Source organism: Aquimarina sp. EL_43 (assembly GCF_943422735.1).
GTDB classification, from domain to species: domain Bacteria; phylum Bacteroidota; class Bacteroidia; order Flavobacteriales; family Flavobacteriaceae; genus Aquimarina; species Aquimarina megaterium.
In genome coordinates this window covers 981,005-1,003,711 of the sequence record NZ_CALSBR010000001.1, presented here as the reverse complement: position 1 = coordinate 1,003,711, position 22,707 = coordinate 981,005, and the positions used below count along the sequence as shown (strand labels likewise).

The 22,707-nt window shown below is 32.7% G+C and carries 25 protein-coding genes; 12 read left to right on the top strand and 13 right to left on the bottom strand.

The window, feature by feature from the left end; genetic code table 11:
* Positions 1–194: 194 nt before the first annotated feature.
* Positions 195–1,034, bottom strand: coding sequence for a DUF6252 family protein (locus tag NNL09_RS04600; protein WP_025663431.1), 840 nt, complete (start codon positions 1,032–1,034; stop codon positions 195–197).
* A gap of 343 nt (positions 1,035–1,377) precedes the next feature.
* Between NNL09_RS04600 and NNL09_RS04595 the strand changes: the two genes are divergently transcribed.
* The 3 genes from NNL09_RS04595 to NNL09_RS04585 are packed head-to-tail and all read left to right on the top strand — an operon-like array spanning position 1,378 to position 3,196.
* Positions 1,378–1,923: a 30S ribosomal protein S16 gene (locus NNL09_RS04595; RefSeq protein WP_025663430.1), complete on the top strand. Its 546-nt coding sequence runs from the start codon at positions 1,378–1,380 to the stop codon at positions 1,921–1,923.
* 14 nt (positions 1,924–1,937) lie between these two features.
* Entirely contained in the window at positions 1,938–2,462 is a 525-nt protein-coding gene (rimM, locus tag NNL09_RS04590; RefSeq protein ID WP_025663429.1) for a ribosome maturation factor RimM, read from the top strand.
* Between the two features lie 20 nt (positions 2,463–2,482).
* Complete coding sequence (locus NNL09_RS04585; protein WP_196909263.1) at positions 2,483–3,196, top strand: tRNA1(Val) (adenine(37)-N6)-methyltransferase; 714 nt, start codon at positions 2,483–2,485, stop codon at positions 3,194–3,196.
* A 109-nt stretch (positions 3,197–3,305) separates the two neighbouring features.
* Here the strand turns inward: NNL09_RS04585 and NNL09_RS04580 are convergent, their stop codons facing one another.
* Complete coding sequence (locus NNL09_RS04580; RefSeq protein WP_025663427.1) at positions 3,306–3,623, bottom strand: hypothetical protein; 318 nt, start codon at positions 3,621–3,623, stop codon at positions 3,306–3,308.
* A 444-nt stretch (positions 3,624–4,067) separates the two neighbouring features.
* Between NNL09_RS04580 and NNL09_RS04575 the strand changes: the two genes are divergently transcribed.
* Positions 4,068–5,246, top strand: a complete 1,179-nt coding sequence (locus NNL09_RS04575; protein WP_025663426.1) for an acyl-CoA dehydrogenase family protein — start codon at positions 4,068–4,070, stop codon at positions 5,244–5,246.
* Positions 5,247–5,432: 186 nt separating this feature from the next.
* Here NNL09_RS04575 and NNL09_RS04570 read toward each other — a convergent pair whose 3' ends face one another.
* The 3 genes from NNL09_RS04570 to NNL09_RS04560 all read right to left on the bottom strand — a co-directional run bounded on the left by NNL09_RS04570 (position 5,433) and on the right by NNL09_RS04560 (position 7,364).
* Positions 5,433–5,675, bottom strand: coding sequence for a hypothetical protein (locus NNL09_RS04570; RefSeq protein WP_051475966.1), 243 nt, complete (start codon positions 5,673–5,675; stop codon positions 5,433–5,435).
* Positions 5,676–6,031: 356 nt separating this feature from the next.
* On the bottom strand, positions 6,032–6,778 hold the full coding sequence (locus NNL09_RS04565; protein WP_196909262.1) for a hypothetical protein: 747 nt from the start codon (positions 6,776–6,778) through the stop codon (positions 6,032–6,034).
* Between the two features lies 1 nt (position 6,779).
* Entirely contained in the window at positions 6,780–7,364 is a 585-nt protein-coding gene (locus NNL09_RS04560) for an RNA polymerase sigma factor (RefSeq protein WP_025663423.1), read from the bottom strand.
* A 226-nt stretch (positions 7,365–7,590) separates the two neighbouring features.
* Here NNL09_RS04560 and NNL09_RS04555 point away from each other — a divergent pair, with 226 nt between their 5' ends.
* The 3 genes from NNL09_RS04555 to NNL09_RS04545 all read left to right on the top strand — a co-directional run bounded on the left by NNL09_RS04555 (position 7,591) and on the right by NNL09_RS04545 (position 10,431).
* Positions 7,591–8,268: a glycerophosphodiester phosphodiesterase family protein gene (locus NNL09_RS04555; protein ID WP_025663422.1), complete on the top strand. Its 678-nt coding sequence runs from the start codon at positions 7,591–7,593 to the stop codon at positions 8,266–8,268.
* Positions 8,265–9,476, top strand: a complete 1,212-nt coding sequence (locus NNL09_RS04550) for an NAD(P)/FAD-dependent oxidoreductase (RefSeq protein WP_196909261.1) — start codon at positions 8,265–8,267, stop codon at positions 9,474–9,476. The genes NNL09_RS04555 and NNL09_RS04550 overlap by 4 nt, the downstream gene beginning before the upstream one ends.
* Positions 9,477–9,642: 166 nt before the next feature.
* Complete coding sequence (locus tag NNL09_RS04545; protein WP_025663420.1) at positions 9,643–10,431, top strand: hypothetical protein; 789 nt, start codon at positions 9,643–9,645, stop codon at positions 10,429–10,431.
* 91 nt (positions 10,432–10,522) lie between these two features.
* Here the strand turns inward: NNL09_RS04545 and NNL09_RS04540 are convergent, their stop codons facing one another.
* Together NNL09_RS04540 and NNL09_RS04530 are read right to left on the bottom strand one after the other, a co-directional pair.
* On the bottom strand, positions 10,523–11,092 hold the full coding sequence (locus tag NNL09_RS04540; protein WP_025663419.1) for a TetR/AcrR family transcriptional regulator: 570 nt from the start codon (positions 11,090–11,092) through the stop codon (positions 10,523–10,525).
* Positions 11,093–11,118: 26 nt separating this feature from the next.
* Positions 11,119–11,592, bottom strand: a complete 474-nt coding sequence (locus NNL09_RS04530; RefSeq protein WP_025663418.1) for a TspO/MBR family protein — start codon at positions 11,590–11,592, stop codon at positions 11,119–11,121.
* A gap of 271 nt (positions 11,593–11,863) precedes the next feature.
* On the opposite strand from NNL09_RS04530, the gene NNL09_RS04525 reads away from it, so the two are divergent.
* The 3 genes from NNL09_RS04525 (at position 11,864) to NNL09_RS04515 (ending at position 14,952) form a co-directional block, all read left to right on the top strand.
* Entirely contained in the window at positions 11,864–12,949 is a 1,086-nt protein-coding gene (locus tag NNL09_RS04525; RefSeq protein ID WP_196909260.1) for a diphosphomevalonate/mevalonate 3,5-bisphosphate decarboxylase family protein, read from the top strand.
* A gap of 147 nt (positions 12,950–13,096) precedes the next feature.
* Entirely contained in the window at positions 13,097–14,032 is a 936-nt protein-coding gene (locus NNL09_RS04520; protein WP_025663416.1) for a mevalonate kinase, read from the top strand.
* An 11-nt stretch (positions 14,033–14,043) separates the two neighbouring features.
* Positions 14,044–14,952: a geranylgeranylglycerol-phosphate geranylgeranyltransferase gene (locus NNL09_RS04515; protein ID WP_025663415.1), complete on the top strand. Its 909-nt coding sequence runs from the start codon at positions 14,044–14,046 to the stop codon at positions 14,950–14,952.
* A 58-nt stretch (positions 14,953–15,010) separates the two neighbouring features.
* Here the strand turns inward: NNL09_RS04515 and NNL09_RS04510 are convergent, their stop codons facing one another.
* Complete coding sequence (locus tag NNL09_RS04510; protein WP_025663414.1) at positions 15,011–15,355, bottom strand: hypothetical protein; 345 nt, start codon at positions 15,353–15,355, stop codon at positions 15,011–15,013.
* A gap of 451 nt (positions 15,356–15,806) precedes the next feature.
* Between NNL09_RS04510 and NNL09_RS04505 the strand changes: the two genes are divergently transcribed.
* Both NNL09_RS04505 and NNL09_RS04500 read left to right on the top strand, forming a co-directional pair.
* Positions 15,807–16,760: a carbon-nitrogen hydrolase family protein gene (locus tag NNL09_RS04505; RefSeq protein WP_025663413.1), complete on the top strand. Its 954-nt coding sequence runs from the start codon at positions 15,807–15,809 to the stop codon at positions 16,758–16,760.
* Positions 16,761–16,811: 51 nt separating this feature from the next.
* Positions 16,812–17,696: a pseudouridine synthase gene (locus tag NNL09_RS04500; protein WP_196909259.1), complete on the top strand. Its 885-nt coding sequence runs from the start codon at positions 16,812–16,814 to the stop codon at positions 17,694–17,696.
* Positions 17,697–17,792: 96 nt separating this feature from the next.
* On the opposite strand, the gene NNL09_RS04495 is transcribed toward NNL09_RS04500, so the two are convergent.
* From NNL09_RS04495 to NNL09_RS04475, 5 genes are read right to left on the bottom strand one after another with little or no spacing between them, the layout of a single operon-like run.
* Positions 17,793–18,620, bottom strand: coding sequence for an alpha/beta hydrolase (locus tag NNL09_RS04495; RefSeq protein WP_108808973.1), 828 nt, complete (start codon positions 18,618–18,620; stop codon positions 17,793–17,795).
* A 13-nt stretch (positions 18,621–18,633) separates the two neighbouring features.
* A complete protein-coding gene (locus NNL09_RS04490) occupies positions 18,634–20,031 on the bottom strand; it encodes a mannosyltransferase (RefSeq protein WP_196909258.1) in 1,398 nt (465 codons plus the stop codon).
* Complete coding sequence (locus tag NNL09_RS04485; RefSeq protein ID WP_196909257.1) at positions 20,031–21,503, bottom strand: cellulose synthase family protein; 1,473 nt, start codon at positions 21,501–21,503, stop codon at positions 20,031–20,033. Before NNL09_RS04485 ends, NNL09_RS04490 begins: the two co-directional genes overlap by 1 nt.
* Positions 21,503–22,195 carry a glycosyltransferase family 2 protein gene (locus NNL09_RS04480; protein ID WP_025663408.1) on the bottom strand — a complete coding sequence of 231 codons (693 nt, stop codon included), beginning with the start codon at positions 22,193–22,195 and terminating at the stop codon, positions 21,503–21,505. The genes NNL09_RS04485 and NNL09_RS04480 overlap by 1 nt, the downstream gene beginning before the upstream one ends.
* On the bottom strand, positions 22,196–22,678 hold the full coding sequence (locus tag NNL09_RS04475; protein ID WP_025663407.1) for a toxin-antitoxin system YwqK family antitoxin: 483 nt from the start codon (positions 22,676–22,678) through the stop codon (positions 22,196–22,198).
* Positions 22,679–22,707 lie beyond the last annotated feature (29 nt).

Below are 22,707 nucleotides of genomic sequence, written 5' to 3'. Positions count from 1 at the left end.
TCATCCCTTACAAAGGACTTTCAAAAATAACCAAAATGATACTTCGATTTTCGAAAAGTTATTCAGAATTATTAACTATAGTTTTATGTGTTATCGATACAGGAAGGTAAGTGTATGAAAAAAGCGATCATTTCATTAATGATCGCTTTTTATGAGCAAAGTCGAGTAGGGTAATTATTTAGGGGTAATAAATATTAATAACCAAAATCAAAGGAACCTTGTGATATTTGAGAACCACTTCTGGTTTCAAATTCAAAACTTCCACTAATACATTTGGTTTCGATATCGTGACTCGTAATAATAAGAGTTCCTGACAATGCAGAGGACTTATCATTATTTACTTCGTAAGAAGCACTATAATTTCCAGATCCGGTTAGTGGGTATGTGCCTGGTGCTACATTAGCCATAAACACAATATTTACTTCTTCGGTTTCATTGGTAGCAGTAATGAGAATAGAAGCATCATCTACACCAAATAATTTGGCAGTATGATTATCAGTAATCATTTCTGTATTATTCACCAAAGCAGTTAAAGATGCATTAAGCAAACAAGGGTTAATTTCTTCGGGTACCTCTTCTTCAATTGTACCATTTTCTAATGGTAGTCTATAAAACCATCCATTATTAAAATCTACTGGATTGCCATTGTCATCTTTAAGATCTTTAAAATGAAAATTACCAGAAATTTCATTGTTATATATTTCTGTTATTGACACTTCACCTTCGGTTTCTCCGTCTTTAGAAATGAATTTTGTTTGATTTTTTTGAAAACTAACCTTACTTATAGTTTGAAGAGCAGTCTTATATGTTCCAACATTAGTAGATGTAGTCGTAAAGCTTATAGATTTATCTCCCGAGCTTCCTGATATTACTAATGTACCATCTTCATAAATAACAGCTTTTTTAATAGATGATCTAAATAACTCACCATCAATTTTTGCTTGTAAAGCTGGTGTGTTTATTTCAATATCTGTAGAGCATGAAGTTAAAAAAAGGCAGATTACTGCCATTAGAGGGGTAATTTTTTTAATCATAGGCTTGGGGCTTTAGTATGATTTTCTTACGGAAAAACCGTAAAAATATGTTTACACCTACAAACATATAATGAAAATATTAAGAAAACAACTTTTTTATCGAAAAAAAAGCATATTTCATCGACGAAATACACAAAATGATATTTTTTCCTAATAAAAACCGGGATTGACGAGTGTTTTTTGCCATAAAAACAGAGTTTGTGAACCTGTTTTTTATACATTATTTCTATAAATGATTATTTTACAGAGAATAAACTTTTATTTGTTGATTCGAATTGATTAAAAATAGTTATCTTTGCGCCCTTAATTATGAATAGGGTCGAGTACCCAAAAATTAATTTATATGCCTGTTAAAATTAGATTACAGAGACACGGTAAAAAAGGGAAGCCTTTTTACTGGATCGTAGCAGCAGATGCTAGATCAAAAAGAGATGGTAGATTTCTTGAAAAATTAGGAACTTATAATCCTAATGTAAACCCAGCAAGTATTGACTTAGATGTTGATGGAGCTGTAAAGTGGTTACAGAACGGTGCACAACCTACCGATACTGCAAAAGCTATTTTATCTTATAAAGGAGCTTTACTAAAAAATCACCTTGCTGTTGGAGTAAAGAAAGGTGCTTTAACAGAGGAGCAAGCCGAAGAAAAATACCAAGCTTGGTTATCTGAAAAAGAAGGATCTGTTGATGCAAAGAAAGATGCATTGGCAAAGGCTGAAGCGGCGGCAAAAGCTAAAGCTTTGGAAGCAGAGAAAGAAGTAAATGCTAAACGTGAAGCTGCAGCAAAAGCTGAAGAAGTAGAAGAAACTGCTGCTGAAGCGGAAGAAGCTGCTACAGAAGAAGTTGCTGAAGCAGAGGTAACAGAAAAAGCTAGCAACGAAGAAGAATAGTTGCATTATTGACGATGAAGAAAGAAGAATGCTTCTATCTAGGTAAAATCGTAAGTAAATTTAGTTTTAAGGGCGAGGTATTGGTTAAATTAGATACTGATGAGCCCGAAAGTTATACGAAAATGGAATCAGTATTTGTTAACTATAACAATAATCTGGTTCCATTTTTTATTGAAAAATGTTCACTACATAAAAGTGATTTACTACGTATAAAATTTGAGGATGTAGATTCAGAAGAAGATGCAGACGATCTCATGAAAGCAGAACTATACTTACCACTTACGTTGTTACCAAAACTTGAAGGAACTCAGTTTTATTATCACGAAATAATTGGTTTTACTATTATTGATACTGTTTTTGGAGAAGTAGGAATTATTAAAGCTATTAATGACACAACTGCTCAGGCTTTGTTCGAGGTTGATCGTAATGGTATCGAGATTCTTATTCCTATGAATGATGAATTTATTGATAAAATTGATAGAGAGTCAAAAACGATTACTGTTCGTACTCCCGAAGGACTCATTGATTTGTACCTTTAATCTTATTTTACACCCCGATTATGACTAAGCCTTTTGTATTTAAAGACTTTACGGTTCATCAAGATCGATGTGCCATGAAAATAGGTACAGATGGAGTCCTACTTGCAGCCTGGGCTCCTATTAATGATACCGTAACCTCAATTCTTGATATAGGAGCAGGAACAGGAATAATAGCTTTAATGGCAGCACAACGTTCTCAGGCAGAAGTGATCGACGCTATAGAAATCGATGTAGATGCTTATGAGCAAGCTGTCGAAAATTTTGAGGCATCACCCTGGGGAGATAGACTATTTTGTTATCATGCCTCTTTTCAGGAGTTTGTATCAGAAATTGACGATCAATACGACTTGCTAATCAGTAATCCCCCATTTTATGCAGAGGACTATAAAACGTCGGATATAAAACGAGATATGGCTAGATTCGAAGATGCTCTTCCTTTTGAACATCTTTTAATCGGAGCGTCAAAACTGTTATCAGATAAGGGGAAATTTGCAATGATTATACCATATAAAGAAGAAACACGTGCTATTGATATAGCTGCACAGGTAAATTTGTTTCCGCAAAAGATCACAAGAGTAAAAGGGACACCAGTTTCAGAAATAAAAAGAAGCTTGTTGTTATTTGGTCGGGATCAAATGAATTTTGAAGCTAATGAATTGGTTATAGAAACGAAACGACATCATTATACAGATGAATATATAAACCTTACCAAGGCATTTTATCTAAAAATGTAATTCATAAAAAAAAGGAAGATGTATATCTTCCTTTTTCTAAATTCAATCACTCTACAGTTTAATTTATATCACCAATAAATTAAACCTTTTCTTATATACCATTAAAGGTTTATCCCTTTTTAGAGATCCATTTTCCATCTGCATCACAGAAAACTTCCATTTCCTTATCACCTTGTTTCAATATTAATCTAAATTCTGAAGCATCTTCTTTAGCTCCAGCACTTTTGATAGTCGCACCAGCATAATCTTTTGCAACTGCATCAAGAACAGGTTGAGGTAAGTTTTCTATAGCTAGATCTATATATTTTTCCTGAACAGGAGTAATTACTTCTGTATCATCATTAGAAGCTACTTCCTGAGCATTCATGTTTTGAGTTCCTACTAATAATCCAAAAGCTAATACCGGTAATACAAATAAATTTTTCATTGTTATTATAATTTTAGTTTTAATAAATTTTTAATGCTATTATGTATTTATGTATAGAATAATTATGCCAGAAGAAATAAGAGATATTTTTTTAAACTTAAAAGACTGATAAACAGTTTATTAAATGTTTTTTTTGGAATAATATTTTTTCCTTTAAAAGGCTTTGTTTGTGTAGAAAAAAGAGGTGAACTGCGGAAATTATACACAAATTTTTTGGTAGACGGATATAATGAATTTTAACCTCTGTAAAAAACTAAATTGACTTTGTTATCAAAATGAATGCAATAAAGTAACGTATTTGGATGTCTTTTTGATCAAAAAATATTAAATGCAATAGCAGAATGATCAATCTCTTTAAAAATGTCAAAAAAATTGCTTGCTTTTTTAGCATTACCTACATTTGTTTTGCACTTATATGCAGTAATTTAGAAAATATTTTAAAAAATGAAACCAGATTTATTCCAGGCACCAGATTATTACCAAATTGACGAATTATTGAGTGATGAACATAAAATGGTTCGTGATGCTGCTCGTAGTTGGGTAAAACGCGAAGTATCTCCTATTATAGAAGATTTTGCACAGCGAGCAGAATTCCCTACACAGATTATTAAAGGACTTGCTGAGATAGGAGCATTTGGACCTTATATACCCGAAGAATATGGTGGTGCTGGGTTAGATCAAATTAGCTATGGTTTGATTATGCAGGAGATAGAGAGAGGAGATTCTGGAGTACGATCTACATCCTCTGTACAATCTTCATTGGTGATGTATCCAATTTGGAAATACGGCTCTGAAGAACAACGAAAAAAATACTTACCCAAGTTAGCATCTGGAGAATTTATAGGATGCTTTGGTCTTACAGAACCCGATCATGGATCTAACCCTGGCGGGATGACTACTAATTTTAAAGATAACGGAGATCATTACTTGCTTAATGGGGCTAAACTATGGATTTCTAATGCGCCTTTTGCTGATATTGCAGTGGTTTGGGCCAAAAATGAAGAAGGAAGAATCCATGGGCTTGTCGTAGAACGTGGTATGGAAGGATTTACAACTCCAGAGACACATAATAAATGGTCACTTCGTGCTTCTGCAACCGGAGAGCTAATCTTTGATAATGTAAAAGTGCCAAAAGAAAATATATTACCAGCTAAAAGTGGGCTTGGAGCACCACTGGGATGTTTGGATTCTGCACGATATGGTATTGCCTGGGGAGCGATTGGTGCTGCTATGGATTGCTATGATACCGCTCTAAGATATGCCAAAGAACGCGTTCAGTTTGATAAACCTATTGGAGCAACCCAATTACAACAAAAGAAACTGGCAGAAATGATTACCGAAATCACCAAAGCACAATTATTAGCATGGCGATTAGGAGTGTTGCGTAATGAGGGTAAAGCTACTAGTGCGCAAATCTCTATGGCAAAACGTAATAATGTAGAAATGGCAATTAATATCGCAAGAGAAGCCAGACAAATTCTTGGCGGAATGGGAATTACTGGTGAGTATAGTATCATGCGTCATATGATGAACCTCGAAAGTGTAATTACCTATGAAGGAACACACGATATACATTTATTAATTACAGGAATGGATATTACCGGGATGCCTGCTTTTAAATAAGAAACGCTGAAATTCCTTATATCAAGTTGTCTGAAAATAAATACCTATAACTTATTAATCTGAACCAGTCAAGGACCATTTGGCTACCCACTTTCAAATGGCTTCGACCGGTTCAGTGTTACATAAACTTATACTGCGTTCAGTTTTTTGGTGAAGAATGACTTGGTTTAGTATATCATGATCTTATTATCCAACAGAAGAGTGTAATTCTGTTGTACTTCTTTCCTTAATAAAGAATCCAAATTTAAAACCTACAGATTTTACATAAACATAACTTTGTAGGTCGATATCATATTCTAAAGGAGCATTTAGTTCCTTCATAATGTTGATGATACGATAGAGTTTTGTTTTTGAAATTCCCAATCGCTCTGCTAGTTCTACAGGGTTTCCTGTAGCTTTTAAACGAATTAGTTGGTCGATTCGATTCATAAGCTCAACGTGTTTGATGATAACATTCATAATTATTTCTTTAGAGTGAAGATTGAATTATTAGATTAATCAATATATATGGGGTTCATATATTTATGTCATGACATAAAATTTTGTTACCTCGTATATCCTATTTTTTTAACGGGTAATATTTTTTTAGTTAGATTAGTTATAAATGTTTTGTTTAGAGTACTATAGTTATGAATGTGATGTGCCGAAAAACAAGTGTTTTAACTATAGTATATAGTGAGAGAGAAAAGATATAAGAGATAAGTGCTTTATAGAATTGTGTTGATCTTGTTTCAGAATCTTTTTAGATCTATACAATTTAATATAAGCTGATATGGAGAAAAATATTATTTGTTTTTTTCTAAGGCATTAAGTAGCCTTGTAGCTTTATCTTTATATGCTCCATTATAAGTAATGATTTCTTTAAGAAGTGGAATACTTTTTTTAGGAGTATTTAATTTTAAATAGGTGAGCGATAAATACCACTTGGCAACTTCATAATACTTACCACTACTTTTAATGTCTTTAAATAAAGAAACAGCTTTTTCTTCCTGATCAATATTTAAATAACTATTGCCTAGATATAGCTGTAGTTGATTATCTAAATTTGGGTGTTTTTCTAACACAACAGCGACAGAATCATAAGCACCTTTAGCATAGTTTTTTACAACGCTCTGCATTTCTTCACTATTGGTATTACCTCTCATTGCATCTTCTACAGGAAAAGGCTCATAATAGGTGCCATATAAGTCTTGAGTATTATTATGCTGATTAATATAGGTATACCATAATAGCATTCCTACACCTAATAATATAGCAATAGATGCTGCAATTTTCCAATAAGGAGCAGATGTCGGAGCAGAAGGGTTGTTTTGTTCCTCTTTGATAGTAGTGCTAATCTGCATTAATTTTTCTTTAAAATCTAAAGTATCTTGATCACTTAAGGTTTTATGCAGAACCCTGTGCTTTTCGACTTCTTGTTGCAGTTCTGAATTAGTAGCTAATTCTTTTTCAAAAGCAATTATTTCTTCTTCAGGTAACGTATGTGCAAGGTACCCTTCTATTTTATCGAATATTTCAGGAGTTCTTTCCATACTATAATTCTTTTTCAGGGTTTAGTTGTAATTCTTGAAAGGCGTGATCCTTTTCGATCATTTCTATTAAATATCGTTTACATTCAAATTTTTTCTTTCGGGTATATCCTTCAGAATATCCTGTGATATGTGCAATATCTTTCATGCTATTTCCTTGAAAAAGTAAGCTTAGTACCTCACGACATGTATCACTTAGTTTTAAGAAGTGTCTTCGATATATATGCTCTCGTTCTTTATATTCTATATCTTGGATCACTGTGGGGGTAATTATTTCTGCATCCTCAGGTAATTTTTCTGTAATGATCATTTTTTTGTTTTTTCGTAATCTGTTTCTCCACATATTTTTACAAATCCCATAAAAATAGGTTCGTAGTGAAGAATGTAACTCCAGAGAATCCGTTTTTAATTTCTGATATACCAAAATCAACGCATCTTGAAACACATCTTCGGCATCCTCTTCATTGCCAGAGTTTTGTAGGATGTATTGTCTTATATAGGGCAGGTTTTTTCTATAAAATGTAGTAATGACAACCTCATTTCCGGTGACGATACCTTCCAAAATTTTGTGATCCTCGGTAGTATTCATAGGTTCATGTACTATAATAACAGATTGTTACCTTTGGGTGATGTTAAATTGTTGTAAAAGTAACAATTTTAGTTTCTTTGATATCAATATAATAACATATAATTAAGAATGTAAAATAATAGATATGCCCTACGACAAGCTCTAGAGGGGATCGATGAAAATTATAATTGCCTAAACAAAATATGTCTTGAATCTGTAGAAAGACTGAAACTTAATTAGATAACTCATGAAAATATTCGGACATCGTGGTGCAGCTGGTTTAGTCGCCGAAAATACATTAGAATCGATCACCGAAGCTTTGCATTATAAAGTAGATGGTGTCGAGATTGATATACATTGCTGTAAAAGTGGAGAATTGGTAGTGATTCATGATGAAACTTTGGATAGAACTACTAATGGTACAGGAAATGTATCAGAATATACTTTACAGGAGTTACAACAGTTTGAAACAAAAGAAGGATTTACGATACCTACATTGCGCGGAGTGCTGGATATGATCGATGGGCAATGCGAACTTAACATAGAATTGAAAGGGAAAAACACAGCCTTGCCTACTATTAGATTACTAGAAGAATATATCGAAAATACAGATTGGGAATATGATCATTTTATCATCTCTAGTTTTGATCACCCACAGTTGTTCGAATTGAAAGCTGCTACTTCTAATTTTAAGATAGGAGTATTAACTGAAAAAAATATAACCCGGGCTTTACATGTAGCAGAGAGATTAAAAGCATTTTCTATACATCCTCCAATTTTATCACTGACTCGAGATGAGGTAAATCTTGCCAAGGATCAGGGATATAACATATATGTATGGACCGTAAATACAGCAATGCAAATTGAGCAATCAAAATCATGGAAAGTTGAGGGTATCATCACAGATTTTCCGAATTTTGCATGATGAACTATGATTTAATAATTGTTGGTGGTGGTGCAGCTGGTTTTTTTACAGCTATTAATGTAGCAGAAAATGACCCAAAGCTAAAAATAGCTATTCTGGAACGAGGGAAAGAAGTGTTGTCCAAAGTTCGAGTATCTGGCGGTGGGCGATGTAATGTAACTCATGCAGAATTTATCCCTAACGAATTAAGTAAAAATTACCCTAGGGGAGAAAAAGAACTCAAAGGACCTTTTCATACATTTATGACAGGTGATACGATGGAATGGTTTGATCGCCGTGGAGTAACACTTAAGATAGAGGATGACGGTCGAATATTTCCTGTTTCAAACTCTTCAGAAACGATTATTAATTGTTTTCTGTCGGAAACAAAAAGATATGGTGTCGAAATTTTAAAAAACCATGCCGTTAAAAATTTCTATCAAGAAGGTGAGCAATGGCTAGTAGAAACCAGTCAAGGAGATTTTAAGACTACCATGTTAATGATTGCCACTGGGAGTAATCCTAAAATCTGGAAAATAGTTCAGGATTTAGGGCACCAGACTGTCGATGCGGTTCCTTCGTTGTTTACCTTTAATAGTAAAGATCCAAGAATTGGAAATCTACCAGGTGTGGTAACAAATGCGTCAGTACGAGTCAAACATTCAAAACTATCGAGCGAGGGACCATTGTTGATTACGCATTGGGGGATGAGTGGACCAGCAATTCTAAAACTTTCGGCCTGGGGAGCTATAGAGTTAAATGCATGTCGGTATAATTTTGAAATTATAGTGAATTGGCTTCAGCACTATTCACAGCAAGAGGTTTTAGAGGAACTTAAAGCGCTAAAAAATCAATATCCGAAACAGCAGATAAGTAAATACACTCAATTTGAATTACCAAAAAGACTTTGGCAGAGTTTAATTTCGGCTTCAGAAATAAGAAATGATACACGTTGGGCCGATGTGAGTAAAATTCAGCTTAAAACATTGTCAGAACAGCTTACACAAGGAGTTTTTATGATAAAAGGAAAAAGTACATTTAAAGAAGAATTTGTAACTGCGGGTGGAATTGATCTTAAAGAAGTTAATTTTAAAACTTTTGAAAGCAAAAAGTGTCATAATTTATATTTTGCAGGAGAAGTACTAAACATAGATGCAATTACAGGAGGGTTTAATTTTCAGAATGCATGGACCGGAGCTTTTATTGCAGCAAAAGCAATCACATCTTGATAGTTGTTGAAAAAATGAAATATAATACCATTGTCGAAAACTTTAAAAAAAAACAGTAATTAAGTTATTGTAATTAAGTAATTTGAGATAAAGAATAGTGCGTTAATATTAGCGATTCTGAGTAATTTTTCGTACCTTAATAAGGTTTAACTAATACCCCACCACTATGAAAAAAATTACTTTTATTCTTATCCTTATATTTTTATTTAGTAGTGTTCACCCGGTCAAAGCATTTAATGAGAACGACCCTATAAAAAAGTTATTGGTAGATTATGTCAATAAAATGAATGCATTAACCCAGGGAACCCAAAAAGAAGATGTACTAAATTTGTTTGACGAAAAATATAGAGGAAATACTGTCTATGTTAATCTATCTGGAGCTTTGGTGAGAAAAAACTATACCAAAAAAGATGTTTCTACTCAATTAAGTGATATTGTCAATGATAATAATTATCAATTTAGATTAACCATAGATAAAATCGTTTTTCAAAGTCAAAAAGAAAGAGCAGGAACCATTTCTGCGGTTATCAGTTTTGAATCATTTGTAGACAAAAGACTTGCCGAAAAGGGAACTATGTTAATGGATGTGGTTGCTATACGTATTAATGGCGGATGGAAGATCGTACAAAATAATATGATTCGAGTCTCTGAGGCAAAAGATATAGGAGAATGTGTTTGCTATTTTTATGAGAAAGGTACTACTAAGTTTATTGCCGAAGTATATTTCCCGTCTGGCCTCGAATATAGCCAGAAACTCAATGCTTTTCAAGTAATGATCAAAGATAAAAAACGTATTATTAAATCTGATAGCAAAGAGTATTATTGGAATGAAAATACAGGAAAACTTACCTATAAAGGAGGATTAATCGGGCAAACGAGTAATTCTCGAAAAGCGGTAGAATTCGTGCTTAAGAATCTATATAACGAATCTTGTGTAAATATTGCATTTAATTAAATGTATGAAACAAGTTCTATACTAAGTTGACACATCCTACTGAAAAGTAGGATGTGTTTTTTCGTAACAATTTCTATCTAATTAATGTGTATTAAATAATTGTTTGATCTTTTAGAAAACCTCTCCAGGAAATCTCGATAGCTTGATTGATATGTTTTTCCTGCAGTTTTACTTGTTCATTCTCATGGATCTTTACCAGTGATACCACATTACCAAAGAAGAGTTCTTCCATGATTAGAGTATTATAAGATTTAAAGACCTTTTGTTTTACACCTTTTTTGAAATAGCTTTCGATTTCGCCATAGTATTGCCTTGCTTTATCTTTTAAAGATTGAGGAATTTCTGGAGAACGGGCAATCTGTTCAGAAAATATAAAAGCAAGGGGATTATTGACAAAATAATAGAACAGATTAAGCCACATTACAGTAAATTGTTTCTTTATGTCATCTTCTGGAGTATTACGCATGACAACAGTGCCAAAATCCTGGGTAAGCATTAAATAGAGTTCTGTAATGATCTCTTCTTTGTTTTTAAAATGGTGATATACAGTTCCGTTTGCTACGCCTGATTCTTTAATAATTTGAGAAAGAGATGTGGCATGGATACCTTGTTTAGTTATTAATTCTAGAGTAGTCTGTAAGACTATTGCTTTTTTACTCATAAAAAATCATATTCCTTATTCCTGGTTTAATTTAGTTGCCATATACCAAAATTTAAAGCAGTCGCAAAAGCAACCCAAACAACATAAGGGATAAGTAGGTAGGCAGCGGTAGAATTTACTACGGTAAACCATTTAATGGTAAACAGCAATAGGATAAATAGGGCAATTATATCCAATAGTGCAATCAATGGGTTTTGTAGTCCAAAGAAAAAAATAGACCACGCTGCATTGAGTAACAATTGAAATCCAAAGTGATATAACGCAGTTTTTACCCATTTATGATAAAAGCCTTTGCTCCAAACAATTCCGGCCGCAATCCCCATCATAATATACAACAGAACCCATATTGGTCCAAAGATCCAATTTGGTGGAGTAAAAGAAGGTTTATTTAAAGCAGCATACCACGTATTAATAGAAGTTTGGGTAGCAATACTACTCAAAAATCCGATCAAACCACATACCAATACCGCAATACCAATACGAAATAACTTTTTTTTCATTGAAACAAGTTAGCGCAGTACTAAAATAGCAATTTATTTTTACTACCAATGCGCTTAAACCCGCTTTATGTATTAGAATTTTAAAAGTACAACACATACATGTGCTTTCTTAATTTTGGTATTGCATGATTATTGATAACCCCGAATTAAATTAAAAAATAAAATAAAGCAATAATGTTTCAAATAATTTTAGTCTATACCAGATTTTCTAATACATAAAACAGATTAAAATATAGGATACACTTATCTTTGCTTAAAATCATTGTATACTATGTCGGATTATCCAGAATTTACCTTACCTATAGTTTCAAAATTACCCGAAGAAGGTATCGTGACTTGTACCTCACCCAGTAATATTGCTCTAGTTAAATATTGGGGTAAAAAACCTGTGCAATTACCTGAGAACGCGTCGATTAGCTTTACGTTGGATAATTGTAAAACAACAACAAGTTTAGCATATAAAAGACGAGATGATGCAGGAGAAGATTTTGATTTTGAACTTTTTTTTGAAGGAAAACCTAAACCAGATTTTAAACCTAAGATTCAAAGTTTTTTTGAAAGGATTCAAGAATATCTTCCTTTCCTAAAGCAATATACATTCAGAATAGAAACCAGTAATACATTTCCGCATAGTAGTGGGATTGCATCATCAGCTAGCGGGATGAGTGCACTGGCATATTGCCTGATGCAGTTAGAAAAAAAGATAAACCCGGATATTTCAGATTCAGAATGTCTTCAAAAATCTTCTTTTTTGGCTCGTTTAGGTTCAGGGAGTGCATGTCGAAGTATAGAAGGACCGGTTACCGTTTGGGGAGAACATTCAGATATAAACGAGAGTAGTGATGCATATGCAATACCGTTTCCGTTTCCGGTTCATCAAAATTTTAATGATTATCAGGATACAATCTTATTAATTGATAAAGGAGAAAAACAAGTAAGTAGTAGTGTAGGTCATAATCTAATGTACGGTCATCCTTTTGCAGAAAAACGATTTGAACAAGCAACCGGCAATGTTACTAAATTAAAAGAGATATTAATTTCGGGGGATTTAGACGCCTTTATCAAGATAGTAGAAAGTGAAGCGTTGACATTACATGCAATGATGATGACGTCTTTACCTTATTTTATACTAATGAAACCTAATACGTTATCTGTAATTCATAAAATTTGGGAATATCGCGCAACAACAGGATCAAAAGTTTGTTTTACACTTGATGCAGGAGCAAATGTTCATGTGTTGTATCCAAATACCGAAAAAAATCAAGTTTTAGATTTCATTACCAACGAGTTAGTTGCGTATTGTCAGAATGGACAGTATATTTGTGACAAAATAGGATTAGGTGCAAAAATAGTGTAACTTTATCCTAGTAAGGCGACAAATTAGATATAACTATTTATAGAGATGATGAAATTAACTCGATTAAAAAACTTTAATCATGCAAAATAATGATTATTGTAATCGTCAAAGATTTTATCTAACCTCTAAAACAATATAAATAAATAGATGAAAGGACCGTTATTTTATTCTAAAATACTTCTGTTTGGAGAATATGGTATTATTAAAGATTCTAAAGGTCTTTCTATACCTTATAATTTTTTTAAAGGTGCATTAAAAGTATCAGAAACACCTGATCAAGAGGCCATACAATCCAATGAAAATCTTAAAAATTTTGCAACCTATCTCGAAGAAATTCAGGATAAAGGAGTTGTGAAATTTGATTTCGAAAAACTTCATTCAGATATCAATTCTGGGATGTATTTTGATAGTAGTATTCCTCAGGGATATGGAGTAGGAAGTAGCGGTGCATTAGTAGCGGCGATTTATGATAAATATGCAGCTAATAAAATTACTGTTTTAGAAAACCTTACTCGAGATAAATTATTAAAACTGAAAGAGATTTTTGGACTTATGGAATCTTTCTTTCACGGAAAGAGTTCTGGACTGGATCCTTTAAATAGCTACCTTAGTCTGCCTATTCTCATTCATTCTAAAGATAATATCGAACCTGCAGGAATTCCTTCACAAAGTGTAGAGAATAAAAAAGGAGCTGTTTTCTTATTAGATAGCGGTATTGTTGGGGAAACTGCCCCGATGGTTAGTATTTTTATGGAAAACATGAAGCAGGAAGGCTTTCGTAGTATGCTCAAAAATCAGTTTGTAAAATATACAGACGCTTGTGTAGATGATTTCTTAAAAGGAGATGTTAAATCTCTATTCTTTAATATAAAAGAGCTTTCTCACGTGGTTTTGGATAATTTTAAGCCAATGATACCAAAGCAATTTCATACCTTATGGAAACATGGTATAGAAACCAATGATTATTATCTTAAGTTATGTGGCTCTGGAGGCGGTGGTTATATTTTAGGGTTTACGCAGGATTTTGATAAAGCACAGGCTTCACTTAAGGATTATAAGTTAGAGGTAGTCTACAATTTTTAATAAGCATTATTATGCTTACCAGAAAAAACAAACTCATTTTTCTCAAGTTATTGAGTTTATTTTCTGTAGTTAGAGGGTATAATATTCTGATTATTGTATTTGCACAATATCTTACATCAATATTTATTTTAGCACCTCAGATCAGATTGCGAAATGTTATTCTGGATCCAAATCTATTTGTTATTGTATTGGCTTCTGCCGGTGTGATTGCAGCAGGATACATCATTAATAATTTTTATGATAAAGAAAAAGATTTAATCAATAGGCCACAAAAGACCATGTTGGATCGGTTAGTGAGTCAACGTACAAAACTTACGGGGTATTTTGTCCTTAATTTTCTCTCTGTAGTATGTGCCAGTTATGTTTCTTTTAGAGCAGTTGTTTTTTTCTCTTTATATATTTTCGGGATATGGTTCTATTCTCATAAACTAAAGAAATTTCCTATTATTGGAAATATTATCGCTTCTCTATTAGCAATAACTCCATTTTTCGCTGTATTTATTTATTATAAAAACTTTGACGAAGTTATTTTTGTTCATGCAACATTTTTGTTTTTGATGTTGATCATGAGAGAAATGATTAAAGATTTAGGAAATTTAAGAGGAGATCTTGCCCAGAACTATAAAACGATACCTATTGTGTATGGAGAATTAGTCTCAAAAAGAATAGTAACTATTTTGATTCTGGCTTCTTGCGTTCCTATTTATTTATTGCTCACTAGATATGAGATAGGATTTATGTACCTGTATTTTTATGCGTGTATTATACTCCTTTTTGCATTTTTACTCGGCTTATGGAAATCAAAGGGAAGAACACATTATGTATGGTTACATAACATTTTAAAACTTATTATTGTTGCAGGAACATTTAGTATTATTCTAATTGATGTACATATGATCCTGGATAGAATTCTTTGGTAAAAAAAAAGCAGCTGTAAATACATACAACTGCTTTCTTAATCATGTATAAGCAGAAAGTTTATACTCCTTCTGGCTTTAAAATTTTTAAAGAAATTTTAAATACTTTGTTTCCTATGTTTGATATTTTTGAATCTACTTTTTTGTAGTTCAATCTTGATTTCACGAAACTTTTTACATTAAGATCTTCTGAATCTACGGTTAAAACTACAATCTCTCCTTCACCGTTTAAAGTAAATTCGATATTTGCCTTAAGTTGTTGTTTGTCTAATTTAATTTCTGGACTCTCTAAAAGAGTTGCAATTTGCTTTCTTAATTGCTGTTCTGAATTAATAGGGTTATTTGAAGCAAAAATTTGCGTTGACCCTAATACGAATACTGCGAATAAAATTGTTAACTTTTTCATTTTTTTGTGTTTTAAGATTTGAGCTTGAACTATTATTTTGTTTTAATTGTACAGGGCAAATGTAGATTCGAATACTCCATTATTTTTGTTTTTTATTTTATTAGAATGTATTACAATGATTACGATTATGTTAAAAGGCACATGTTTTAACGTAAATTAAACTTTGCAGAATAAATACTTTTTATATGTTTACTTTTTAAGAATGGATATAAAATTGGTTATAGAATAGTAAATCCTTAACATTTGTATCATAATAATGCCGATTTTTAGGTTTTAAATAGAATTCTAATGTTACCATAAGGTTAAATTAGGGTTTTACCATATCACTTTTATGATGTTTAATGTGTTGCAAATCAATTTTTTATATGTTAACTATTTGTTAATCATATTTTGAAAATCTATTAAAAACACGTGATCATTAGAAATAAATACATACTATTAATACGTTTTCATGAAAGATCAATTACTAACAGTTGCATTGGCTCAAATCTCTCCGGTTTGGTTAGATAAAACAGCTACAATTAAAAAAATTGAAAACTCTATTGCTGAGGCAGCTTCTAAGAAAGCAGAGCTTATCGTTTTTGGAGAGTCACTGTTGCCAGGATATCCGTTCTGGGTATCATTAACAGATGGTGCAAAATTCGACAGTAAGATTCAAAAAGAAATTCATGCACATTATGCTCAGAATTCGATTGTTATCGAAAATGGAGATTTAGATACCATATGTGAACTTGCTGCCGAATGCAATATTGCAATATATTTAGGAATCATTGAACGACCGATAGATCGGGGGGGACATAGTTTATACGCATCATTAGTATACATTGATCAAAAGGGAGAGATTAGATCTGTACACCGTAAATTACAACCTACATACGAAGAACGACTAACCTGGGCACCGGGAGATGGTAATGGATTGCTGGTACATCCATTAAAAGCTTTTACTGTTGGAGGATTAAACTGTTGGGAAAATTGGATGCCCTTACCCAGAGCAGCATTATATGGGCAAGGAGAAAATTTGCACATAGCGGTTTGGCCGGGTAGTGATTATAATACCAAAGACATTACTCGTTTTATTGCCAGAGAATCTCGCTCGTATGTGATTTCGGTCTCTAGTTTGATGCGAACAGAAGATTTTCCTAAAACTACGCCGCACTTGGATGAGATTTTAAAGAAAGCTCCCGATATTTTAGGTAATGGAGGCTCATGTATTGCAGGTCCTGATGGAGAATGGATAATGAAACCTGTATTACATAAAGAAGGACTGTTAATCGAAACATTAGATTTTAGCAGAGTGTTACAAGAGCGCCAGAATTTTGACCCTGTTGGGCACTATTCGAGACCAGATGTGACCCAATTACATATAAACAGAAAGCGCCAAAGTACAGTTCGGTTTGATGAATAATAGTTGTTGTACCTATGCTTTAAACAATTATCTTTGCACAAAATTTAAGATATGAGTCGTGGAGATAATTCTGGTAAAGGGAAAACTAGCAGAAAACAGGAAGGAAAAGGAAAGAGTAAATCGAATACACATGATAAAGGTAAATCCAATTATGGAAATAAACCTTATGTAAGAGGTAAGGCATTAGCAAAAAAAGCTAGTAATGCAGCACCAAAAAAACTCATCGATTCTGATGAAATAAGACTTAATAAATATGTAGCTAATTCTGGTGTTTGCTCCAGAAGAGACGCCGATTTATATATTAAAACGGGAAGCGTATGGGTAAATGGTAAGCCCATTACCGAAATGGGATATAAAGTAAAACTTACCGATGAAGTTAAGTTTGATGGACGACTTATTACCCCTTATAAAAAAGAGTATGTACTACTTAATAAACCTAAAGGTTTTGTAACCAGTACTAGTCCAGAAAAAACTAAAACAGTAATGGATTTAGTAGCAAATGCATCTAAATCTGTATTAAAACCTGTAGGTAGACTAGAAAGAAATACGACCGGGTTATTACTCTTTACTAATGATGTGGATTTAGAAAAAAAACTAACACATCATAAAAGTGGAGTTCGTAAGATATTTCATGTAGAATTAGAACGTAACTTGAAATTTGAAGATCTTCAGAAAATAGAGAATGGAATCAAATTAGAAGAAGGTTTTATAAATGTAGATGAAATCTCTTATATAGAAGGTGCGTCTAAAAACGAAATAGGAATTCAATTGCAATCTGCTAAAAATGGAATTATTCATAAGCTTTTTGAACACCTTAATTATAGTGTAGTCAAATTAGATAGAGTAATCTTTGCAGGATTAACCAAAAAAGATTTACCTCGTGGTCACTGGAGAATACTTACAGAACAAGAAGTGATTAATCTTAGGATGATGTAGGTTTTAAAATAAAAGATATGTTGTAGAGTAATAACTTCTTCAATTTTACAAAACTTGTTTTAAACTAAAGAGTACCTGCCTTGAGATACATCTTTATTAATACCGTTCTAACAAGTTCTTGAGTTCATCATAGTATTGTTTTGTAATATAGATACCATTATGACCAGCACCCTTTATCATTGTATGTTTGATTTTGTCTGGATATAAGGCTTCTAGTCGTTTAGAATTTTCTTCTGGTTTAATTAGAAAATCATGAGTGCCATGAAAAATTCGAATAGGGCAGGTTACTTCTTTTAAAAATTTATAAGAAGGGATTTCATAATTAATAAGCATTTTTGGCACCGGAGCAATACTTGCTATAAAATCATTCCAGGCATAGTAGGGAGCTTCGAGTATAAGGAGTTTAGGATTGTTTTTTGCTGCGGTATAAGCAGCAAACCCTGTTCCCAGAGAAAAGCCTAAAACAATAATGTTTTTTTCGTCATATCGTGTCTTTGCATAATCATAGACTTTTTGCGCATCGTTATATAGTTCTGATTCTTCTTCGTAAAAACTATCACTTTTTCCGTAGCCTCTGTAATCGACAAATAGAATGTCAAACTTGTTTTCGGTATATAAAGAAGCACGTGTTCCCCATTCATGAATTGCCCCGGCATTACCATGAAAATATAGAATAAGACCTTTGCTGGTGGTATTTGTTTTAAAAAGCAAAGCATTAAGAGCAACATCCTTTTCTACATCGATATTGATCTCTTCAAAAGGCTGATCAAAAGAAAAAACGTAATCTTTCTCCAAAATTTTTGGGTTAAAGAAAAAACGCTCTTGCCTTAGATATAAAAACAGGTATCCAGAAAGAATAAGAATAACAATAAATACTATAAATCTTGCAAATCTACGACCTATTTTCCTGAAATTAATTTTCAAAATTGATATGCTTTTATGAGTTGTTTTCTAATGTATTATGGATTCTGTTTTGATAGGCCTTTATAATCTCTTTACTAAAGATAGTAAAAACAAAAAGATACTCTAGCCCTACCATCCATAGGTTTTCTTTAAAATCAGGATGAAGATACGCGGTATAACTAAAAATAACCACAAAAGACCAAATAATAGGAAATCTGTAATTTGTAAATACACAAAGTGATAATGGTACAGCAATATACCAGGGATGCACTGTAGTCGATAAGAAATAGTAGATGCAAATCCCTAAAAGCATACCTGTAATTAGTTGTGGAGTGCTTCTGTTGTTTTTAAAGAAGGTTAACCCTAAAAGAATTACTATAACTACCAGAGGTAAAATTTTACCTGTAGTCTCAATAATATTCCATCCTACAACTTGAAATCCGATCCAGCGAATAATAAAGTAAATACTTGCATTAAATTCGAAAGTCTGAAACCAAAGGGTGATTGTTTTGCTGAAATTGGCTAAGAATTCTCCTGATAAGAAAGGAGCAAAAATTAGAAGACATGTGCCTATAACGATACTATAAAAGCCAACTAATTTTGGCAATCCTATAGTAAGACTGGATGTATTGAAACTCTTTTGTTTATTAAGAATAAATTTCTGAAAAAATAAAGGTAAAAATAATAGAGGGATTAGTTTCACTGAAACAGAAAGTGCCAGAACAACAGCAGCCCAGTACCAATAGCCTTTATGTAAAAGATATAATGACCATATGATGAAAAATACCATCACAGCTTCAAAGTGAAGATTACCTGTAAGTTCTATAATGATAAAAGGATTAAGAATATACCAGAAGATTCTTTTTTCGGGAAGATTAAATGATTGTAATAATCTTCTTCCGAAGAAAAATGTACCGATATCTGCTAAAATGATAAGTATTCTAAATACCATTGCAGATCCCAAAATACTTTTACTGGCAAATAAAGCTGCAATAAAATAGCAAAACTGACTTACGGGAGGGTAATTGGTATAATGGCTTCCGTTAAGTGTGCCCATACCAGTATACAGCTCTTGTGCTTGTGCAATTGGAGCATCTCCTTGCGCTATCCATACCTCGGGAAGAGATAAGTAAGGATTAAAACCTTCGAGGAGCATACGTCCATCCCATATAAATCGATAAAAATCCTGTGATAAATTAGGTATAGCAAACAAAAAAACTATCCGAAATAATAATGCTGTAATGGCCAGTAGTTTCCAATTACAAGGATTGAGTTGAATAATTTTATAAGAAACAAAAAATAAAGCAGCCCAAAGACTGATCATTTTAATAAAATCTGTTCGTTCTAACTGATAAGAAAAACTCCAGTAAAAAAGTAAACCAGCAACAATAAGGAGAATAGAAAATCGATTATGTTTCCATTGCTGAAACATTAAAATTTGGACGTTACAGATTTAAAGAATACAAATCCAAATCCAAGAAATAACATAATGTGAAACAAGAATAACCCAAAATCCTGAAGCTTAAAAGCACTGTATAAAGCAAAACCAAAATATCCCATTAGTAATGCTTCTATAATGGTGTTTCCAGAGATGTTCTTGCTTACATATTTATTTCCTTTCCAGGAATCTTTTAGAGTATTGATATTAAATTTTGGAGTACGTATAAATTCACTCTTTTTCCCAAAATGTCCTTCGAGAACTGCCATAGAATTATGAACAGAGAAGCCCATTGCAATAGAGAAAAAGGTAAAGAACATTTTTATGTATTCCATAAAATTCCAGAATCCTTTACCATGAATCTTTTTAAAAGTAAACCAATAGCAAAAGAAAAATATAACTGTACTTAAGGCAAAAAATGCAATGACATTAAAATACCAGCTAAATAATGGATTACTATTCTTAATATACATTACCGGAACGCTCAATACAGCAACCAATAATACTAATAAGAACATACTACTGTTTAATAGGTGAAAAAAGCTATGAAACTTAGTTTTAAAAGGAACGGTTTTATCTCTAAGCATTTTCCAGTATAACTTCTGGAAGTTCTCTGCGGCACCTTTATTCCATCTAAATTGTTGTGATCTGGCTGCACTAATAACCACGGGTAATTCTGCAGGAGTTTCTACTTCTTCTAAGTATTTAAACTTCCATTTTTTTAATTGTGCCCTATAACTTAGATCAAGGTCTTCGGTTAGTGTATCTCCTTGCCAGTTTCCGGCATCTTCAATACAAGTTTTTCTCCAAACACCGGCTGTACCATTAAAATTAATGAAGTGATCTTTATAATTACGACCTACCTGTTCCATAGTAAAATGAAAATCCAAAGCGAATGCCTGAATTTTGGTAAGCATCGAGTAATCTCTATTAATATGCCCCCATCGGGTTTGTACCACACCTATATTTTGATCTTTAAAATATGGGATAGTTTGCAGTAACCAATTCTTACCAGGTAAAAAATCTGCATCAAAAATAGCTATAAACTCACCTTTGGCAATCTTAAGTCCTTCTTTTAGGGCTCCAGCCTTAAATCCGGTTCGGTCTTTACGACAAATGTGTTTTATATCTAAGCCTGTTTGTTGCAGCTTTTCTATATGTTTTGCTGTAGTAATAACAGACTCATCTGTAGAATCATCCAGTACTTGAATCTCTAATTTATCTTTTGGGTAATCAAGTTCGGCAATGTTATCCAGTAAACGATCCATTACATATAGTTCATTAAATACTGGTAGCTGAACAGTTACATGCGGAATTTCTTCTTTTTTAGAAAAATCAAAAGTTGGCGAAGTATCAGCTTGTTTTCGAGACTTTAGATAGTTGAAAAGCAGATTGAGCTGTGCCAAACTATACATAAATATGATTAGTAAGGCTAGTGTGTAGGTTATGATGATAGCAATATCCATTACGTAAAGCTATATTTAAAAATCCAACTTAAAATCTTAACGCCTGCAAATATAGCACCTTTTATGGTTCCTGAAACTTTTGAGACGCCAATTCTCTTTTTGTAATGCACTGGGACTTCGGTATAATTATAACGTTTCTTTAACACTTTTAATTGCATTTCTACTGTCCAACCATAGGTTTTATCAACCATCTCAAGAGCTAATAGTTTTTCATACTTAATGGCTCTAAAAGGCCCGAGATCTGTGAATTTTGCACCAAAAAAAAGTTTCATTAATCCTGTAGCAAGCCAGTTTCCGAAAATTTGAGGAAATGTCATAGATCCAGATTCTCGTAAGTGTTTGACTCTAGAACCAATAACTAAATCAACATTTTGTTCTATTATAGGGGCAACTATATGAGTAAGCTCTGCAGGATAATCACTATAGTCACCATCTAAAAATACAATGATATCTGGTTTAGCATCTTTTGATGCTATATACTCCATCCCTTTCAGACATGCATAACCATATCCTTTTTGCTTTTCTTGCAGCACTGTTGCTCCTGCTTTTTTTGCAACATTTTCGGTTTGATCTGTAGAGCTATTACTTACCACAATAACTTCAGAAACGATATTAGGTATTTCTTTGATTACATGTGCTATGGAATCTTCTTCGTTAAAAGCAGGTATGATTACGTTTATAATGGGAGGCATTTATAGGGAAGCGTTAGGATTGTCTCTTTTAAAACTAAAAATATCAGTCCATTCACCGGTCTTCTTATCATCGATATAGCGTTCGGCTTTAAAAAGTTTATTGTTTTTGTACAATAGACAGTATCCTTCTTTTTTATTATTTTTATATTGATATTTTCGAGTTATTTCGGCTGCAATATCGTAAATAATCCACCATTTCTCGGCTTTATCGTTTACAAAATGCCCTTCTTTCAATAATTTACTGTTTTCTGAGTAAAAATACCAGTATCCATTTTTTTTATTATTTCTGAAATGCCCTTCTTTTAATACTTTTCCGTTAGGATGATAAAAATGCCAAAAATCTACTTTTTGATCTCCTAATTTCCACCCTTCAGCTTTAAGTACACCATTAGTATAATATTCATAATGATATTCTTTTTGAGCTATGATTTGATTTCCAGAGAAGGAAAACATAACTAAAAGTATACAAAGCTTTTGAATCATGGTTACAGTTTTATATGGACTCTTAGACG

Coding starts and splice junctions, on each gene's coding strand:
- NNL09_RS04600 (WP_025663431.1), bottom strand. CDS start 1,034: ATGATTAAAAAAATTACCCCTCTAATGGCAGTAATCTGCCTTTTTTTA.
- NNL09_RS04595 (WP_025663430.1), top strand. CDS start 1,378: ATGCCTGTTAAAATTAGATTACAGAGACACGGTAAAAAAGGGAAGCCT.
- rimM (WP_025663429.1), top strand. CDS start 1,938: ATGAAGAAAGAAGAATGCTTCTATCTAGGTAAAATCGTAAGTAAATTT.
- NNL09_RS04585 (WP_196909263.1), top strand. CDS start 2,483: ATGACTAAGCCTTTTGTATTTAAAGACTTTACGGTTCATCAAGATCGA.
- NNL09_RS04580 (WP_025663427.1), bottom strand. CDS start 3,623: ATGAAAAATTTATTTGTATTACCGGTATTAGCTTTTGGATTATTAGTA.
- NNL09_RS04575 (WP_025663426.1), top strand. CDS start 4,068: ATGAAACCAGATTTATTCCAGGCACCAGATTATTACCAAATTGACGAA.
- NNL09_RS04570 (WP_051475966.1), bottom strand. CDS start 5,675: ATGAATCGAATCGACCAACTAATTCGTTTAAAAGCTACAGGAAACCCT.
- NNL09_RS04565 (WP_196909262.1), bottom strand. CDS start 6,778: ATGGAAAGAACTCCTGAAATATTCGATAAAATAGAAGGGTACCTTGCA.
- NNL09_RS04560 (WP_025663423.1), bottom strand. CDS start 7,364: ATGAATACTACCGAGGATCACAAAATTTTGGAAGGTATCGTCACCGGA.
- NNL09_RS04555 (WP_025663422.1), top strand. CDS start 7,591: ATGAAAATATTCGGACATCGTGGTGCAGCTGGTTTAGTCGCCGAAAAT.
- NNL09_RS04550 (WP_196909261.1), top strand. CDS start 8,265: ATGATGAACTATGATTTAATAATTGTTGGTGGTGGTGCAGCTGGTTTT.
- NNL09_RS04545 (WP_025663420.1), top strand. CDS start 9,643: ATGAAAAAAATTACTTTTATTCTTATCCTTATATTTTTATTTAGTAGT.
- NNL09_RS04540 (WP_025663419.1), bottom strand. CDS start 11,092: ATGAGTAAAAAAGCAATAGTCTTACAGACTACTCTAGAATTAATAACT.
- NNL09_RS04530 (WP_025663418.1), bottom strand. CDS start 11,592: ATGAAAAAAAAGTTATTTCGTATTGGTATTGCGGTATTGGTATGTGGT.
- NNL09_RS04525 (WP_196909260.1), top strand. CDS start 11,864: ATGTCGGATTATCCAGAATTTACCTTACCTATAGTTTCAAAATTACCC.
- NNL09_RS04520 (WP_025663416.1), top strand. CDS start 13,097: ATGAAAGGACCGTTATTTTATTCTAAAATACTTCTGTTTGGAGAATAT.
- NNL09_RS04515 (WP_025663415.1), top strand. CDS start 14,044: ATGCTTACCAGAAAAAACAAACTCATTTTTCTCAAGTTATTGAGTTTA.
- NNL09_RS04510 (WP_025663414.1), bottom strand. CDS start 15,355: ATGAAAAAGTTAACAATTTTATTCGCAGTATTCGTATTAGGGTCAACG.
- NNL09_RS04505 (WP_025663413.1), top strand. CDS start 15,807: ATGAAAGATCAATTACTAACAGTTGCATTGGCTCAAATCTCTCCGGTT.
- NNL09_RS04500 (WP_196909259.1), top strand. CDS start 16,812: ATGAGTCGTGGAGATAATTCTGGTAAAGGGAAAACTAGCAGAAAACAG.
- NNL09_RS04490 (WP_196909258.1), bottom strand. CDS start 20,031: ATGTTTCAGCAATGGAAACATAATCGATTTTCTATTCTCCTTATTGTT.
- NNL09_RS04485 (WP_196909257.1), bottom strand. CDS start 21,503: ATGGATATTGCTATCATCATAACCTACACACTAGCCTTACTAATCATA.
- NNL09_RS04480 (WP_025663408.1), bottom strand. CDS start 22,195: ATGCCTCCCATTATAAACGTAATCATACCTGCTTTTAACGAAGAAGAT.
- NNL09_RS04475 (WP_025663407.1), bottom strand. CDS start 22,678: ATGATTCAAAAGCTTTGTATACTTTTAGTTATGTTTTCCTTCTCTGGA.